Below are 14,741 nucleotides of genomic sequence, written 5' to 3'. Positions count from 1 at the left end.
ACCATGACACTTTTCAACAACACCCCCGCTGTGGCTTCGAAGAGCCTGCGTGTGCTGGCCCGGCTGCTTGCTTATCCCGATGCCGAGCTGCGCAGCCATCTGGGCGCGCTGCGCGAGGCACTGCACGAAGAGCGTGCGCTGGAGCCGCTGCGGCTGGCCGAGCTGGATGCCCTGATCGAGGCGCTCGCGCTTGCCCCGGCGCTCGAGACCGAGGCGGCTTATGTCGAGTTGTTCGACCGGGGCCGCGCCACCTCGCTGCACCTGTTCGAACATGTACACGGTGACTCGCGCGATCGCGGGCCGGCCATGATTGACCTGGCGCAGACCTACGAGAAGGCCGGCATGTATCTGGCGGAAGGCGAGATGCCGGACTTCCTGCCGGTGGTGCTCGAATTCACCTCGACCCAGCCGCCGCGCGAGGCGCGCGAGTTTCTGGCCGAGATGGCGCATATCTTCAATGCGATTTTCGCGGCGCTGCAGCAGCGCGAAAGTGCCTACGCCTCCGTGCTGGGTGCCTTGCTGGAGCTGGCCGGGGAGAAGGCCCAGCCGGTGCAGATCGCGGCGGAAGAAGCTATCGACGCGGTCTGGGAAGAGCCGGTCGTCTTTGATGGCTGCTCGTCCAAGGGCCAGGCCAGGCCGGACCAGCCGCAACCCATCCACATCGTGCCTCACGTGCGCAAGGCACGGCCCACCCAAGGAGTACAAGCATGAGCCCCGGACTTCACGGATTTCTTTTTGGTGTTTATCCCTACATCTGCCTGACCGTGTTTTTGCTCGGCAGCCTGATCCGCTTCGACCGCGACCAGTACACCTGGAAAAGCGACTCCTCGCAGCTGCTGCGCACCGGGCTGCTGCGCTGGGGCAGCAACCTGTTCCACGTGGGCATCCTGTTCCTGTTCTTCGGCCATCTGGTCGGCCTGCTGACACCCCACGCGGTGTATGGTTTTTTCATGGACGCCGCGACCAAGCAGCGCATGGCGATTTACGCGGGCGGCATTGCCGGCTTCATCTGTTTCATCGGCCTGTCGATGCTGATTTACCGGCGCATGTTTGACCCGCGCATCCGCTACACCAGCCACAAGACCGATCTCGCGATCCTGCTGATCCTGTGGGTCCAGCTGGTGGTGGGCCTGATCACCTTGCCATATTCGTGGGGACACGCCGACGGCAGCGTGATGCTGATCCTGGCCGAATGGGCGCAGCGCATTCTGACCCTGCGCGAGGTGGACTCTGCAGCGCTGGCCGTCCTGCCCTGGCCCTACCGTTTTCACATCGTGTTCGGGATGACCATCTTCCTGCTGTTCCCCTTCAGCCGCCTGGTTCATGTGTGGAGCGGCTTCGGATCGGTCGCTTACCTGTTCCGTCCCTACCAGGTCGTGCGCAGCCGCCGCCTTGGCGTCCCCGGGGCGAAGTCGCCCGGCGGCCGTTAACCCGTTAAGCACTGCAAGAAACGAGGCTCCCTCCATGACCACCCAGACGCTTTCTTCACCCGCCGCCGCCCAGGGCTGCGGCAGTGGTTCCTGCCAGTGCGGCCCTGCAGCCGCCGAGCCAGTTCAGCCCACGGCCTTCGTCAATGGCATCGCCCTGCATGCACCCGGGCAGCGTCCGGACACGGCCACGCTGCGCGAACTGGCCTACACCGAACTGCTGCGCCAGCAGGCGGTGTCGCAAGGCCTGCTGCCGCGCCACACTGGCTTGACCACCCCGGAACTGGGCCAGGCCGAACGCGAGATCATCGAGGCCATGGTGGACCGGCAGGTGGTCAGCCCCCAGCCGAGCGACGCCGAAGGCCGGCGCTATTACGAGGCCCACAAGGCACAGTTTCTGGTGGGCCAGGCGCTGCACGTGCGGCACATCCTGTTTGCCGTCACGCCCGGTGTCAACGTCCAGGCACTCACCGTGCATGCCGAACGCGCCTTGCTGGAGCTGTCGCACAAGGGGGTGTCCCCAGAGCGGTTTGCCCAGTTGGCCGCCGAACTGTCCAACTGCCCGAGCAGCGCCCAGGGCGGCGACCTCGGCTGGATAACGCCGGACGACTGCGCGCCCGAACTGGCGACGGAGCTGTTTCACCTCCAGCATGCGCAAACCGGCACCGGCGTGCATCCGCGCCTGTTCCACACGCGTTTCGGTTTTCACATCATCGATGTGCTTGAGCGCCGCAGCGGCACCCAGCCCGCCTATGAGGAAGTGCGCGAGCGCATTGCGGCCCTGTTGACCATGCAGTCGCGCGCCCGGGCCCTGCACCAGTACATGAGCCTGCTGGTGGGGGAGGCGGAGGTCGAAGGCATTGCCCTGGAAGGGGCTGATTCGCCGCTGGTCCAATGACCGAAGACGTCGCAAGCGCGGACGAGTTGCTGCTTCGCTTGCGGCGTTTCCATTCCGATTATTTCCCGCTGCACCAGCAGCGCTTCCAGGACCTGGTGGCGCAGGGGCAGCATCCCAAGACCCTGTTCATCGGCTGCTCGGATTCGCGTGTGGTGCCTTACCTGCTGACCGGTGCCGGCCCGGGCGAACTCTTCATCGTGCGCAATGTGGGGGCGTTTGTTCCCCCTTACGACGGCTCGCATGGCTTGCACGGCACGATGGCGGCGATCGAGTTCGCGGTGCTCAGCCTGCATGTCGAGCGCATCATTGTCTGCGGCCACAGCCACTGCGGCGCCATCCGGGCCGCCTATGAAGGTGTGCCCGAGGAAGCCGTTGCCCTGCAGGCCTGGCTCAAGCTGGCCACCGAGGCCTTGCTGCCGGTCCAGGCCAGCCCCGAAGCCCTGCGCCGGACCGAGCAGCGGCTCGTGGTGCTGCAGCTCGAGCGCCTGATGGCCTACCCCATGGTGCGGCGCGAGGTCGAGAAGGGCGTTTTGACGCTGCATGGCTGGCATTACGTGATTGAGGACGGTGAAATCCACATCTTTGATGTACGGCAAGGAAGTTTTGTGCCCGCTGCGATAGCCTCCAACAGTGGCACTGGCCCGTATCAACCTTATGTGGAGCACGATGGACAAATCATTAGCGACTGACCTGGCCGTCAAGGCAAGCGTCGATTCGGCGGCGGCCGCCGCGATACTGCAGACACTTGCCCACGATTCGGGCCTGCGGCCCTGGCGGCTGGGCGGCAAGGACCTGATTCCGGTGGTGCAGGGCGGCATGGGGGTGTGTGTGTCGGCCGGTGGCCTGGCCGGCGCGGTGGCCCGGCTGGGCGGGGTCGGCACGGTGTCTTCCGTGGACTTGCGGCGCCTGCATCCGGACCTGATGGCCAAAACGGGCCACCTGGACAAGGAGCCCGATGCGAAAGCCGTGATCAATGCGGCCAATCTCGAGGCGCTGGACCGCGAAATCCGCCGGGCGCGCCAGCTGGCACAGGGCCGTGGCCTGATAGCCGTGAACATCATGAAGGCGCTCGGCGCCTACGAAGATTACGTGCGCCAGGCGCTGGCCAGCGGTGCCGATGCCCTGGTGGTCGGCGCCGGCCTGCCGCTGGATTTGCCGGAGCTGGCGCGTGACTATCCCAAGGTCGCGCTGATCCCCATCCTGTCGGATGCGCGGGGCGTGCAATTGCTGGTGCGCAAGTGGCAAAAAAAGGGCCGCCTGCCCGATGCCATCGTGATCGAGCACCCGGGATTGGCGGGCGGTCATCTGGGCGCGGCGAAGGTCGCGGACCTGCATGATTCGCGCTTCGATTTCGAAGTGGTCATCCCGCAGGTGCTGGAATTTTTCAAGACGGCGGGCATCGAGCGCGAAATTCCGCTGATTGCGGCCGGCGGCATCAACTGCCGGGACGACATCCTGCGCCTGCAGGCCCTGGGCGCTTCGGCGGTGCAGTTGGGAACGGCGTTTGCCGTGACCCAGGAGTGTGATGCCGATCCCGCCTTCAAGAAGGTGCTGGCCGAAGCCAAGCCGGAAGACATGGTGGAGTTCGTCAGTGTGGCCGGCCTGCCGGCGCGTGCGGTGCGCACGCCGTGGCTGGACAAATACATCCGGCTTGAGCCCAAACTCCAGGCGGCGGCCCATGTCAAGGCCAAATGCAACATGTCGTTTGACTGCCTGGCCCACTGCGGCCTGCGCGATGGCGTGGCCAGCATGGGCCAGTTCTGCATCGACCAGCAGCTCGGCCATGCGTTTGACGGCAACACGCGCAAAGGCCTTTTCTTCCGTGGTGCTGCCCGCCTGCCGTTTGGCGACCAGATCCGTTCGGTGCAAGAATTGATGCAGTGGCTGCTCGGCGGAATCCGGCCAGCAGCGTCCCTCGCAGGAGCACAAGCATGAAACGCGATCAATTCGGTCGGCCTCAGGACATGACGGCCACCCAGCCCATCAGCCACGACGTGCTGAAGGAAAAATACCTCAAACCCGGCGAGTCGGGTGTGGAAGACCTGTACCGGCGCGTGGCGCGGGCCCTGGCCTCGGTCGAACCCGAAGCGGAGCGCGCCAAACACGAGGCCCTGTTCCTCGAGAACCTGCACGCTGGCGCCATCGGCGCCGGCCGCATCATGAGCGCGGCCGGCACGGCCATCCAGGCGACCCTGATCAACTGCTTTGTGCAGCCCGTGGGCGACTGCATCCAGGGCGTCGATGACGGCGGCTACCCCGGCATTTACGAGGCCTTGCGCGAAGCCGCCGAAACCATGCGGCGCGGTGGCGGCGTGGGTTACGATTTTTCACGCATCCGGCCGCGCGGCGCCGAGGTCAAGGCGACAGCGTCCATGGCCTCCGGTCCGTGCAGCTACATCAATGTGTTTGACCAGTCCTGCTCCACCGTGGAGAGCGCCGGCGCGCGGCGCGGCGCGCAGATGGGCGTGCTGCGCATCGACCATCCTGATGTGCACGAGTTCATCACCGCCAAGCGCACGCCCGGGCGCTGGAACAACTTCAATGTGTCGGTCGGCATGCCGGACGCGTTCATGCACGCCCTGGCCGAAGACCAGCCCTGGGAGCTGGTGCACAAGGCCAAACCCGGTGCCCCGCTGATCGCGCAAGGCGCGTTCCAGCGTGCCGACGGCCTGTGGGTCTACCAGACCGTGGCCGCGCGCGAGTTGTGGGACACCGTGATGCATTCGGCCTACGACTTCGCCGAGCCCGGCATCCTGTTCCTGGACCACATCAACCAGGACAACAACCTGCGTTACTGCGAAGAGATTGCGGCGACCAATCCCTGCGTCACGGCCGATACGTGGGTGATGACGACGGATGGACCGGCACAGGTGTTGGACCTCGTGGGGCGGCCCTTCAGTGCGGTGGTCGATGGCAAGGCGTACGCCGTGGAGAGCGAAGGGTTTTTCAGCACGGGTTATAAACCCGTGCTGGCTTTGAAAACACGCGAAGGACATGCCTTGCACCTCACTGCCGAGCACCGGGTACGGCGCGTGGCGTGCAGGACCCGTTACACGCTGCAAGCCGAGTGGGTTGAAGCCGGGCAGTTGCGGCCCGGCGATGAGATTTTGCTGAACGATCACCGTTCGGTGGGCGGCTGGGAGGGCGTCGGCACCGAGGCGCAAGGCTACCTGCTGGGGCTGCTGGTCGGCGATGGCACGCTCAATAGCGAAAAGGCCGTGATTTCGGTCTGGGCGCCCGAGTTGAAGGTCGTCGGAAATGGTGCCGTGGCTTACGCCCAAACCGGCGCAGGTGGCATTGTGCAGGCGGCCGAAGCGGCTGCGGCCACGCTGTGCCATCGGGCTGATTTCTGCGGCTTTCAGCGTCCGGTGGCAGGGCGCGGCGAGGCGCGCATGGCTTCTGCCGCCTTGGGCCAGCTCGCGCATGGTATGGGAATGCGGCCGGGCCACAAGACCCTCACGCCTACGATGGAGAAAACGTCTTCAGCGTTCGCAGCGGGCCTGTTGCGCGGACTGTTCGATGCCGATGGCTCCGTTCAGGGTTCGCAGGAAAAAGGCGTCAGTGTGCGCCTGTCGCAAAGCGATCTGCCTTTGCTCCAGACGGCGCAGCGCATGTTGCTGCGACTGGGCATCGTCTCAACGATTTACCAGAACCGCCGATTGGCGCAAGAGCGACCCCTGCCCGACGGGCGAGGCGGCCTCAAGCTCTACGAAACGGCAGCACAGCATGAGCTGGTCATCAGCGGGGACAACCTGCGTATCTACGCCGAGCGCATCGGGTTTGCCGATACCGACAAGGCCGAGCGGCTGGACCATGCGCTGGGCAGCTACAACCGCAGCCTCAACCGCGAGCGCTTCACAGCCACGGTCGAGTCGCTGACCGAAGACGGCTGCGAGGACGTTTTCGATGTGACGGTGGCTGACATCCATGCCTTTGACGCCAACGGTCTTTACGTGCACAACTGCGGCGAGCAACCCCTGCCGCCCTATGGCTGCTGCGACCTCGGACCCATCATCCTCACGCGTTTTGTGCGCCATCCCTTTGGCTTCAATGGCGTGCCGGACTTTGATTTCGAGGCTTTCGCCAAGTCGGTGACCACCCAGGTGCGTGCTCTCGACAACGTGCTGGACGTGACCTTCTGGCCGCTGCCGCAGCAGCAGGCCGAGTCGGCCGCCAAGCGCCGCATCGGGGTCGGTTTTACCGGCCTGGGCAATGCGCTGGCCATGTTGTGCCTGCGTTACGACGCGCCCGAGGGGCGCGAGATGGCGGCGCGTATTGCTGTCGCCATGCGCGATGCGGCTTACGCCGCCTCGGTCGCACTGGCGAAAGAAAAGGGCGCATTTCCGAAGTTCGACGCCGACGGGTATCTTGCCGCAGGCACCTTTGCCAGCCGTTTGCCGGCTGCCCTGCAACAGGCCATCCGCGCCAACGGCATCCGCAACAGCCACTTGCTGTCGATTGCACCGACCGGCACGGTCAGCCTGGCGTTTGCCGACAACGCGTCGAACGGCATCGAGCCACCGTTTTCGTGGATGTACCGGCGCAAGAAACGCGAGTCCGATGGCAGCACCACCGAATACGCGGTGGAAGACCATGCTTGGCGCCTGTACCGCGAACTCGGCGGCGACGTGGACAAGCTGCCCGGTTACTTTGTTTCGGCGCTCGAGATGTCGGCGGACAGCCACATTGGCATGATGGAAGCGGTGCAGCCCTTTGTGGACACGGCGATCTCCAAAACCGTCAACGTGCCGGTCGACTACGCCTACGAGGATTTCAAGAGCCTGTACCAGCAGGCCTGGCGCGCCAAGCTCAAGGGCCTGGCCACCTACCGGCCCAATGCGATTCTGGGCTCGGTGCTGGAGACCCATGCGCCCGCCGCCGCGCCGGCCACGGCGGTGCCCATGGATCCGATGCGCACGGTGATCGAGAGCCGACCCAAGGGCGCCTTGTCGGCCGTCGCCGAAAAAGTCGACTACTGGACGCAGGAAGGCCACAAAACGCTCTACATCGTGGTGTCTTTCCTGCCGGTGCCGTCGGCCAGCGGCGAGGGCACGGTTGAACGTGCCATCGAGTTTTTCATGCCGGTGGGACAAAGCGGCGAGTCGCAGCAGTGGATCACCTCCAGCATGCGCATGCTGTCGCTGGCCGCGCGCGGCGGCTTCCTCGAGCGTGCGCTCAGCGACATGCGCAAGGTGGCCTGGGACCGTGGCCCGGTGCGGCTGGGCACCTATGAGAAGGCCGACGGCACACGCGTGCCGCTGTGGCACGACTCGGAAGTTGCAGCCATTGCCTATGCGGTGCAGAACATCATTGCGCGGCGCGCCCAGCAGGGCGTTGCCAGCGTCGCAACCGTGGTGGAGCCCCAAGTCGACATGGCGCTTGCGCCACCGGTGATGGCGGGCAAGAAGTGCAGCGAATGTGGCGCCCACGCGGTGATCCGCAAGGACGGTTGTGACTACTGCACCCAGTGCGGCCACCTGGGCGTTTGCGGATGAGTGAGCGCCCGGTCATCGCCCTGCGGGTGAGGCCGGGCAAACCCACGGCCAGCGAGCGGGCCAGCGTGGACCGCCGCTGGCGCGCCAGCCATCTGCTGCTGGCGCCGCACCGGCTGGGTTTTTTTCTGGCCATGGTGGTGCTGGTGGCCGCAGGCAGCTGGTGGGCGCTGGTGCAGCTTGACCGCGTCAGTCCCGTGCTGAGCCTGCCCTATGCGCTGTCGCCCTCGCTGGCCCATGGTGCGGTCATGACCTTTGGTTTTATTCCTCTGTTCTTCTCGGGTTTCCTCTTCACGGCCGGGCCCAAATGGCTGGGCGTGCCGCCTCTGACGCCCCGGCAGCTTCGCGTGCCACTGCTGCTGCATGCAGCAGGCTGGCTGCTGTGCCTGGCCGGCGCGCACCTGCATGGCCTGACGGCATTGGCCGGGCTGGTGCTGGCCTGTGCGGGGCTGTCCTGGGTGACGGCGTTGTTCTGGGGGCTGGTCCGGCGCAGTCAGGCTGACGACCAGGTGCATGCGCGCACGGCAGGCGCGGCCTGCATCGTGGGCTGCCTGAGCTTGGCCGGTCTGGCGCTCAGCCTGCTGCTGGGCGAGCCCGACGTGGCGCGCGCCTGCATCCTCACCGGGTTGTGGGGGTTTGTGGTGGTGGTCTATGTCTCGGTGGCGCACCGCATGATTCCGTTTTTCACGTCCAGTGCCCTGCCGCGCATCGACGCCTGGCGTCCGTTCTGGGTGTTGTGGCTGATGCTGGCCGTCGCCGCGGCCGAGGTGGTAGCCGTGTGGGTCGAGCTGGACGGTCCGCTGCAAGGCACGGCAGGCACGGTCTGGCAGGTGGCACGCGGTGCCTTCGAACTGGCCGCGGGCGGCGTGCTGCTCTGGCTCGCTGTCGTTTGGGGGCTGGTGCAAAGCTTCAAGAACCGTTTGCTGGCCATGCTGCACATCGGATTTTTCTGGCTCGGCCTGGCGCTGGTGCTCGGGGGGCTCTCGCAGTGGCTGGGCCTGGGACAGGACGCGCCGGTGCTGGCCCTCGGGTCGCTGCATGCGCTGACCATGGGCTGCCTGGCGTCGCTGATGCTGGCCATGGTCACGCGGGTGTCCTGTGGCCACAGCGGCCGTGCGCTGGTGGCCGACAACCTGATCTGGACGCTGTTCTGGCTGCTGCAGGCCGCGACGCTGTTGCGCATTGTGGCTGCCGCGCAAACGGCACTTGCGGGCTGGCTGCTGCTGGCGGCCGCGCTGTTGTGGGCCGGTGTCATGGGGGTGTGGGGTGTGCGGCTGGGCAACTGGTATGGCCGCCTGCGTGCTGACGCGCGGCCCGGTTGAGGGGGTACTGATGAACCTGCTTGCCGTTCCGGCCCCGTTGCCACTATCTACCGCGCCTGACCATGATCCCGCCAGCCTGGCGGTGACGCTGATGCAGTCACGCCAGACCATTTTGCCCAAACGCCTGCTGGCACCCGGTCCCGATGCGAAGCAGCTCGGCATGATCCTGACCGCGGCGGCCACGGCGCCCGACCACGGGCAACTGCAACCCTGGCGCCTGGTGCTCGTGCCGCAGGCGGCGCGCGCGCGGCTGGCCGAAGTGTTCGGCGCGGCGCTGATGGCGCGCGACGCCCAGGCCACCCCGGAGCAACTGGCCCAGGCGCGCGAAAAAGCGCACCGCGCTCCCTTGCTGATGCTGGTGGTCGTCGATGGCCAGCGCGGCGATGCGGAGATTGACCTGGCCGAACGCACCGTATCTGCCGGCTGCGCGATCCAGAACATGCTGCTCATGGCCACCGCATTGGGGTATGGTTCGGCATTGACCAGCGGCAAGGCGCTGAAGTCCGTCGGCCTGCGCGCCCTGTTTGGCCTGGCGGCCGGTGAACAGGCGCTGTGTTTTGTCAGCATCGGCACGGCCCAGTCGCGCAAGCCCGCGCGCCTGCGCCCTGCGCCGCCGGATTTTGTAAGCAGCCTTTCTGCCGACGGGGGCGCGCCGGGGCGCGAACCGGCGGATTCTTTTTATTCCCTGTGACTGGATCAACCGATGGACATTCTGAGTTTTGACGACCTGCTGCAGGCAGCCCGGGCCCAGCCCGAGCCGCAGCGCCTGCTGTTTGTGTTCACCGGCGTGGAGCTGCCCGAGGACAGCACGCCAGTGCAGCGCGAACGTTTTGAGGCCGGCCAGGGCGGTGCGCTGGTGCCGCTGATGTGTGTGGACAAACGGCCGGAAGAGCTGAGCTCGTTTGCCGCGCTGGTGCAGGAGTCCAGCCAGTTCGGCCACAACTGGGGCCTGGTGTTTGCCGCTGCACTGGGTGGCTCGGTGAACCGCGCGCCCACCACCGAAGATGCCGAGGAGCCGCTGCAGCGCATGGTCGAGTCCATCAAGCAGGGCCAGATTGGCGCTTTCATCCCGTTTGACCCGCAGGGCCAGCCGGTGCAGTTCGGCTGACATGGGCACGGTGCGCCGCAGTGCGCGGGCGCAGGCCCTGCCCGGTTTTCATGCGCCCGGGGCCGGTTTTGAAGCGCCTTTCGAGATGCTGGGCGCCTGCCACGAGCGGGTCGAGCGCATGCTGGCCTTGCTGGCACGCCTGCAGCAGCATCTGCTGGAGCGCGGCTGCGACGATGCCGCGCGGCAGGCCGCGCGTGACGTGATGCGTTACTTCGACCTCGCCGCGCCCCTGCACCACCAGGACGAGGAGATCCACGTGTTCCCGCCGCTGCTGGCCGGGCCGGACGCCGGCCTGCGCGCCCTGGTGCAGCGCCTGCTGCAGGACCACCGCGACATGGAGGCCGTCTGGCCTTTGGCGCGCAGCGTGCTGCAGGCCATCACCGACAGCCCGGCTGCGGACTGGACGCCGCTGGACCCTGCCCGGACCGCTGCGCTGAACCGGTTTGCCGCACTGTACGTGCGCCACCTGGCGGACGAGGACCACCTGGCCTACCCCGCGGCGCAGGCCACGCTGACGGCTGACGCCCTGCAGGCCATGAGCCAGGACATGATGCAGCGCCGCGGCGTGCCCGCCCAGAAGTGACGGCCGTGCTCCCCGGCGCATGAATACGGGCAAAATAGGGCCATGAACGCGCCTGATCTTTCCAACACGCTGGCCCGAACCGGCCAAGCCGACCCCGAACTGGCAGGCCTGATGGCGGTCATGGGTTCCAAAGCAAAATCGGCCTCGGCCCAGACTGCGCGGGCGCCGGCTGCTATTAAAAACAGAGCGCTCTTGGCGCTGGCCGGCTTGCTGCGCCAGAACATCGCGCCCTTGCAGGCGGCCAACCAGCGCGACCTCGAACGGGCGGCCGCGGCCGGCCTGGCCGGTCCGATGCTGGACCGCCTCAAGCTGGGGGCCAAGGACATCGCCACGGTGGCCGCGGGGTGCGAGCAGCTCGCCGCCATGCCCGACGTGATCGGCGAAATCATCGGCATGAAGCAGCAGCCCAGCGGCATCCGCGTCGGCCAGATGCGTGTGCCCATCGGCGTGTTCGGCATGATTTACGAAAGCCGGCCCAACGTCACGATCGAAGCCGCGTCGCTGGCCATCAAGAGCGGCAACGCCTGCATCCTGCGCGGCGGCTCGGAGGCGATCGAGTCGAACAAGGCGCTGGCGGCCCTGGTGCACCAGGCGCTGCGGGACGCCGGCCTGCCGCAAGAGGCCGTGCAGCTGGTTCCCACCATCGACCGTGCGGCGGTCGGCCTCCTGATCACCATGCCGCAGTATGTGGACGTGATCATTCCGCGCGGCGGCAAAGGCCTGATCGAGCGCATCAGCCGCGACGCGAAAGTGCCGGTCATCAAACACCTGGACGGCAACTGTCATGTCTATGTGGACGACCCCTGCGACATGGCCATGGCCGTGGCCGTGGCCGACAACGCCAAGACCAGCAAATACAGTCCTTGCAACGCCAGCGAAGGGCTGCTGGTGGCGCGCGGCGTGGCGGCGGACTTCCTGCCGAAAATCGGCGCCATCTACGCCGCCAAGGGGGTGGAGATGCGTTGCGATGCCGAAGCCCGGGCGATTCTTGCAGGCGTGCCGCAAGCCGTGGTTCAGCCCGCCAGCGAGCAGGACTGGTACGAGGAATACCTGGCGCCGGTGATCAGCATCAAGGTGGTGGCCGGTGTGGACGAAGCGATTGCCCACATCAACCAGTACTCCAGCCACCACACCGACGCCATCCTCACGCGCGACCACATGCACGCCCAGCAGTTTCTGCGCGAAGTCGATTCGGCCAGCGTCATGGTGAATGCGAGCACCCGCTTCGCTGATGGCTTCGAGTTCGGCCTGGGTGCGGAGATCGGCATCTCCACGGACAAGTTCCACGCCCGCGGCCCGGTCGGCATCGAGGGCCTGACCTCGCTGAAGTACGTGGTGCTGGGCAACGGCGAGGTGCGGGTTTGACACGCATTCTCCGTCCCTTGCCCTTTGTTCTGGTGTCCTCCGGGCATGGGACCATGATCGTCAACCGCAACGACTACCGCATGGTGGATGAAAAGCGGGGCTATGGCGTCGGGCACCAGATTTTTGAAAGCTCCTGGTTCGACCCCCAGGAAGTGCAGCTGGCCCTGGACATGCTCACGCTGCGGCGGCAGGTGTTTGGCGACGGCGTGGTTGCCATCGACGGTGGCGCCAATATCGGTGTGCACACCATCGAGTGGGCCCGGCACATGCATGGCTGGGGGCAAGTCATTGCCGTGGAGGCGCAGGAGCGCGTCTTTTACGCCCTGGCCGGCAATGTTGCGCTCAACAACTGTTTCAACGCCACCGTGCACCACGCAGCGTTGGGCGGTGAGGCGGGCAGCATCACCATTCCCAGGCCTGACTATTTGAAGCCGGCCAGCTTTGGCTCGCTGGAGCTGCGCCAGAGTGTCAGGAATGAATTTATCGGACAGGCGATTGACTACTCCCCCGCGGGCGGGCAGGCGGTGAACATGATCACCGTCGATGGCCTGGGTCTATCCCGGCTGGATTTTCTCAAGCTGGATATTGAGGGTATGGAGATGGAGGGGCTGGCCGGCGCCCTCCAGTCCATCGAAGCCCACAAGCCGATGATGCTGGTCGAGACGATCAAGCTTGATGCGGCGGCACTGAAGCAGCTGCTTGAAAAATACGGGTATCAGCACCACCAGGTCGGCATCAACCTTCTTGCGATCCATCGCAGTGACCCCTGCCTTTCCCGCATCAAGTTCAGCTGATGGCCTCGCCACCCTGACGGGCCGCAACAGTCCAACTTGAAGCGGCGCATTTCGGCCCAACCTCTTTCCCTGCTTCCCATTCTCCAGAGGATTCCATGGTTCCGCATCTCATCACTGCCCTGAACGGCCCGATCAACGAACTCGAGCAGCGCATCCTGGACACCACGCCGGCGATCGAGCGCTGGTTCCGCCTGGAGTGGATGGAGCATACGCCGCCGTTTTACAGCTCGGTCGATGTGCGCAACGCCGGCTTCAAGCTGGCGCCGGTGGACACCAACCTGTATCCCGCCGGCTGGAACAACCTGACACCCGAAATGCTGCCGCTGGCGGTCCAGGCGGCGATGGCGGCGATCGAGAAGATCTGTCCCGAGGCGCGCAACCTGCTGGTCATTCCTGAAAACCACACGCGCAACACCTTTTACCTGGCCAACATCCTGCAGCTCAAGCGGATTTTTCACCAGGCCGGGCTCAACGTGCGTTTTGGCTCGCTGAGCCCGGAAATCACCGAGCCGACCACGCTGACCCTGCCCACCGGCGAGCAGATCACGCTGGAGCCGCTGGTGCGCACCGACCGGCGCCTGGGGCTGAAAAACTTCGACCCCTGCACCATCCTGCTCAACAACGACCTGTCGGCCGGCATTCCCGGCATGCTGGAAGACCTCAACGAGCAGTATTTGCTGCCGCCGCTGCATGCGGGCTGGTCGGTGCGGCGCAAGTCGCGCCATTTCCAGGCCTATGAGGAGGTGTCCAAGCGTTTCGGCAAGCTGCTGGGCGTGGACCCCTGGCTGATCAACCCGATGTTTGCCAAGTGCGGCGAGGTCAACATCGCCGAAGGCACGGGCATGGACTGCCTGACCACCAATGTCGACGCGCTGCTGACCAAGATCAAGCGCAAGTACAAGGAATATGGCATCAACGAAAAGCCGTTTGTCATCGTCAAGGCCGACAACGGCACCTGCGGCATGGGCATCATGACGGTGCGCGACGTCAAAGACCTCGACGAGCTCAGCCGCAAGACCAAAAACAAGATGAGCACCACCAAGGACGGCCAGCAGCTGTCCGAGGTCATCATCCAGGAAGGGGTGCAGACCCATGAGCGCATCAACGACGCGGTGGCTGAGCCGGTGGTCTACATGATGGACCGTTATGTGGTGGGCGGTTTTTACCGCGTGCACGCCGACCGCGGCATCGACGAAAACCTCAACGCCCCCGGCGCCAGCTTCGTGCCGCTGGCGTTTGCCGAAAGCGGCCGCCTGCCGCAACCTGGCGTCCAACCCGGCTCCAGCGGGCCGAACCGCTTCTACATGTATGGCGTGATTGGCCGGCTGGCCATGTTGGCCGCCAGTTACGAGCTGGAAGCCACCGACCCGGACGCCGAGGTGTATGACTGAGCTCACCCCTATCGTTCTCACTTCGCTGCGCTGCGTGTAGTGCCGTTTCCTCTTGCAGGGGACGCCGCGAGGCATCCGGCAAAGCCGGCCTGCCCGCGGCTGCTGGGAAAAGGAAGATGCAGTTGCTACCCGCGCCTCCCATCCGGGTCTTGAAGGCTTTTTGGCCTTCAGCCCTTGATGGACGGGCGCTGGCAGCTATCAAAAACGAAGCGAATTTCGTGCCCTTTCCATCCGGCAAGGAAACCGGCCGCTTCGCGCCGTTGTTACAAGTTGTTGCAGTGCAACAAAATACAGCATTCTCGCGATTAGGGGTCTGCGCTGACTTGCCAAGTGCCGGACGAGGCGCAAAATAGTGTTCCTC

Annotated in this window: 14 protein-coding genes; all 14 read left to right on the top strand. The window is 65.5% G+C overall.

Features of this window, described 5'->3' with window-relative positions; all coding sequences use genetic code 11:
- The first annotated feature begins 3 nt into the window (after positions 1-3).
- The 14 genes from narJ (at position 4) to B7G52_RS23220 (ending at position 14,733) form a co-directional block, all read left to right on the top strand.
- A complete protein-coding gene (gene narJ, locus B7G52_RS04825) occupies positions 4-711 on the top strand; it encodes a nitrate reductase molybdenum cofactor assembly chaperone (RefSeq protein ID WP_096696509.1) in 708 nt (235 codons plus the stop codon).
- Positions 708-1,430 (top strand): respiratory nitrate reductase subunit gamma, encoded by a 723-nt coding sequence (gene narI / locus B7G52_RS04820; protein ID WP_096696508.1) that lies wholly within the window; start codon positions 708-710, stop codon positions 1,428-1,430. Before narJ ends, narI begins: the two co-directional genes overlap by 4 nt.
- Before the next feature lie 34 nt (positions 1,431-1,464).
- Positions 1,465-2,325, top strand: coding sequence for a peptidylprolyl isomerase (locus B7G52_RS04815; RefSeq protein WP_096696507.1), 861 nt, complete (start codon positions 1,465-1,467; stop codon positions 2,323-2,325).
- A complete protein-coding gene (locus B7G52_RS04810; RefSeq protein WP_096696506.1) occupies positions 2,322-3,014 on the top strand; it encodes a carbonic anhydrase in 693 nt (230 codons plus the stop codon). The genes B7G52_RS04815 and B7G52_RS04810 overlap by 4 nt, the downstream gene beginning before the upstream one ends.
- The gene (locus B7G52_RS04805; protein ID WP_096696505.1) at positions 2,992-4,260 is read left to right on the top strand and encodes a nitronate monooxygenase family protein; all 1,269 of its coding nucleotides are present in this window, start codon (positions 2,992-2,994) and stop codon (positions 4,258-4,260) included. Before B7G52_RS04810 ends, B7G52_RS04805 begins: the two co-directional genes overlap by 23 nt.
- On the top strand, positions 4,257-7,820 hold the full coding sequence (locus B7G52_RS04800) for an LAGLIDADG family homing endonuclease (protein WP_096696504.1): 3,564 nt from the start codon (positions 4,257-4,259) through the stop codon (positions 7,818-7,820). The genes B7G52_RS04805 and B7G52_RS04800 overlap by 4 nt, the downstream gene beginning before the upstream one ends.
- Positions 7,817-9,139, top strand: a complete 1,323-nt coding sequence (locus B7G52_RS04795) for an NnrS family protein (RefSeq protein ID WP_096696503.1) — start codon at positions 7,817-7,819, stop codon at positions 9,137-9,139. The genes B7G52_RS04800 and B7G52_RS04795 overlap by 4 nt, the downstream gene beginning before the upstream one ends.
- Before the next feature lie 10 nt (positions 9,140-9,149).
- Positions 9,150-9,830, top strand: a complete 681-nt coding sequence (locus tag B7G52_RS04790) for a nitroreductase (RefSeq protein WP_096696560.1) — start codon at positions 9,150-9,152, stop codon at positions 9,828-9,830.
- Positions 9,831-9,842: 12 nt separating this feature from the next.
- A complete protein-coding gene (locus B7G52_RS04785; protein WP_096696502.1) occupies positions 9,843-10,247 on the top strand; it encodes a ribonucleotide reductase subunit alpha in 405 nt (134 codons plus the stop codon).
- A gap of 85 nt (positions 10,248-10,332) precedes the next feature.
- Entirely contained in the window at positions 10,333-10,830 is a 498-nt protein-coding gene (locus tag B7G52_RS04780) for a hemerythrin domain-containing protein (RefSeq protein WP_096696559.1), read from the top strand.
- 111 nt (positions 10,831-10,941) lie between these two features.
- Positions 10,942-12,195 carry a glutamate-5-semialdehyde dehydrogenase gene (locus B7G52_RS04775; protein ID WP_170954680.1) on the top strand — a complete coding sequence of 418 codons (1,254 nt, stop codon included), beginning with the start codon at positions 10,942-10,944 and terminating at the stop codon, positions 12,193-12,195.
- The gene (locus tag B7G52_RS04770) at positions 12,192-12,989 is read left to right on the top strand and encodes an FkbM family methyltransferase (RefSeq protein WP_240523321.1); all 798 of its coding nucleotides are present in this window, start codon (positions 12,192-12,194) and stop codon (positions 12,987-12,989) included. The genes B7G52_RS04775 and B7G52_RS04770 overlap by 4 nt, the downstream gene beginning before the upstream one ends.
- A gap of 95 nt (positions 12,990-13,084) precedes the next feature.
- Positions 13,085-14,380 (top strand): glutamate--cysteine ligase, encoded by a 1,296-nt coding sequence (gshA, locus tag B7G52_RS04765; protein WP_096696500.1) that lies wholly within the window; start codon positions 13,085-13,087, stop codon positions 14,378-14,380.
- A 116-nt stretch (positions 14,381-14,496) separates the two neighbouring features.
- A complete protein-coding gene (locus tag B7G52_RS23220; RefSeq protein ID WP_141397383.1) occupies positions 14,497-14,733 on the top strand; it encodes a hypothetical protein in 237 nt (78 codons plus the stop codon).
- Positions 14,734-14,741: the final 8 nt, after the last annotated feature.

Source organism: Polaromonas sp. AER18D-145 (genome assembly GCF_002379095.1).
In the GTDB taxonomy this organism is placed as follows: domain Bacteria; phylum Pseudomonadota; class Gammaproteobacteria; order Burkholderiales; family Burkholderiaceae_C; genus Polaromonas.
Note: the sequence above shows the minus strand (reverse complement) of the source record. Positions and strands in the feature narration are given on the sequence as shown.

Coding starts and splice junctions, on each gene's coding strand:
- narJ (WP_096696509.1), top strand. CDS start 4: ATGACACTTTTCAACAACACCCCCGCTGTGGCTTCGAAGAGCCTGCGT.
- narI (WP_096696508.1), top strand. CDS start 708: ATGAGCCCCGGACTTCACGGATTTCTTTTTGGTGTTTATCCCTACATC.
- B7G52_RS04815 (WP_096696507.1), top strand. CDS start 1,465: ATGACCACCCAGACGCTTTCTTCACCCGCCGCCGCCCAGGGCTGCGGC.
- B7G52_RS04810 (WP_096696506.1), top strand. CDS start 2,322: ATGACCGAAGACGTCGCAAGCGCGGACGAGTTGCTGCTTCGCTTGCGG.
- B7G52_RS04805 (WP_096696505.1), top strand. CDS start 2,992: ATGGACAAATCATTAGCGACTGACCTGGCCGTCAAGGCAAGCGTCGAT.
- B7G52_RS04800 (WP_096696504.1), top strand. CDS start 4,257: ATGAAACGCGATCAATTCGGTCGGCCTCAGGACATGACGGCCACCCAG.
- B7G52_RS04795 (WP_096696503.1), top strand. CDS start 7,817: ATGAGTGAGCGCCCGGTCATCGCCCTGCGGGTGAGGCCGGGCAAACCC.
- B7G52_RS04790 (WP_096696560.1), top strand. CDS start 9,150: ATGAACCTGCTTGCCGTTCCGGCCCCGTTGCCACTATCTACCGCGCCT.
- B7G52_RS04785 (WP_096696502.1), top strand. CDS start 9,843: ATGGACATTCTGAGTTTTGACGACCTGCTGCAGGCAGCCCGGGCCCAG.
- B7G52_RS04780 (WP_096696559.1), top strand. CDS start 10,333: ATGCTGGGCGCCTGCCACGAGCGGGTCGAGCGCATGCTGGCCTTGCTG.
- B7G52_RS04775 (WP_170954680.1), top strand. CDS start 10,942: ATGGCGGTCATGGGTTCCAAAGCAAAATCGGCCTCGGCCCAGACTGCG.
- gshA (WP_096696500.1), top strand. CDS start 13,085: ATGGTTCCGCATCTCATCACTGCCCTGAACGGCCCGATCAACGAACTC.
- B7G52_RS23220 (WP_141397383.1), top strand. CDS start 14,497: ATGCAGTTGCTACCCGCGCCTCCCATCCGGGTCTTGAAGGCTTTTTGG.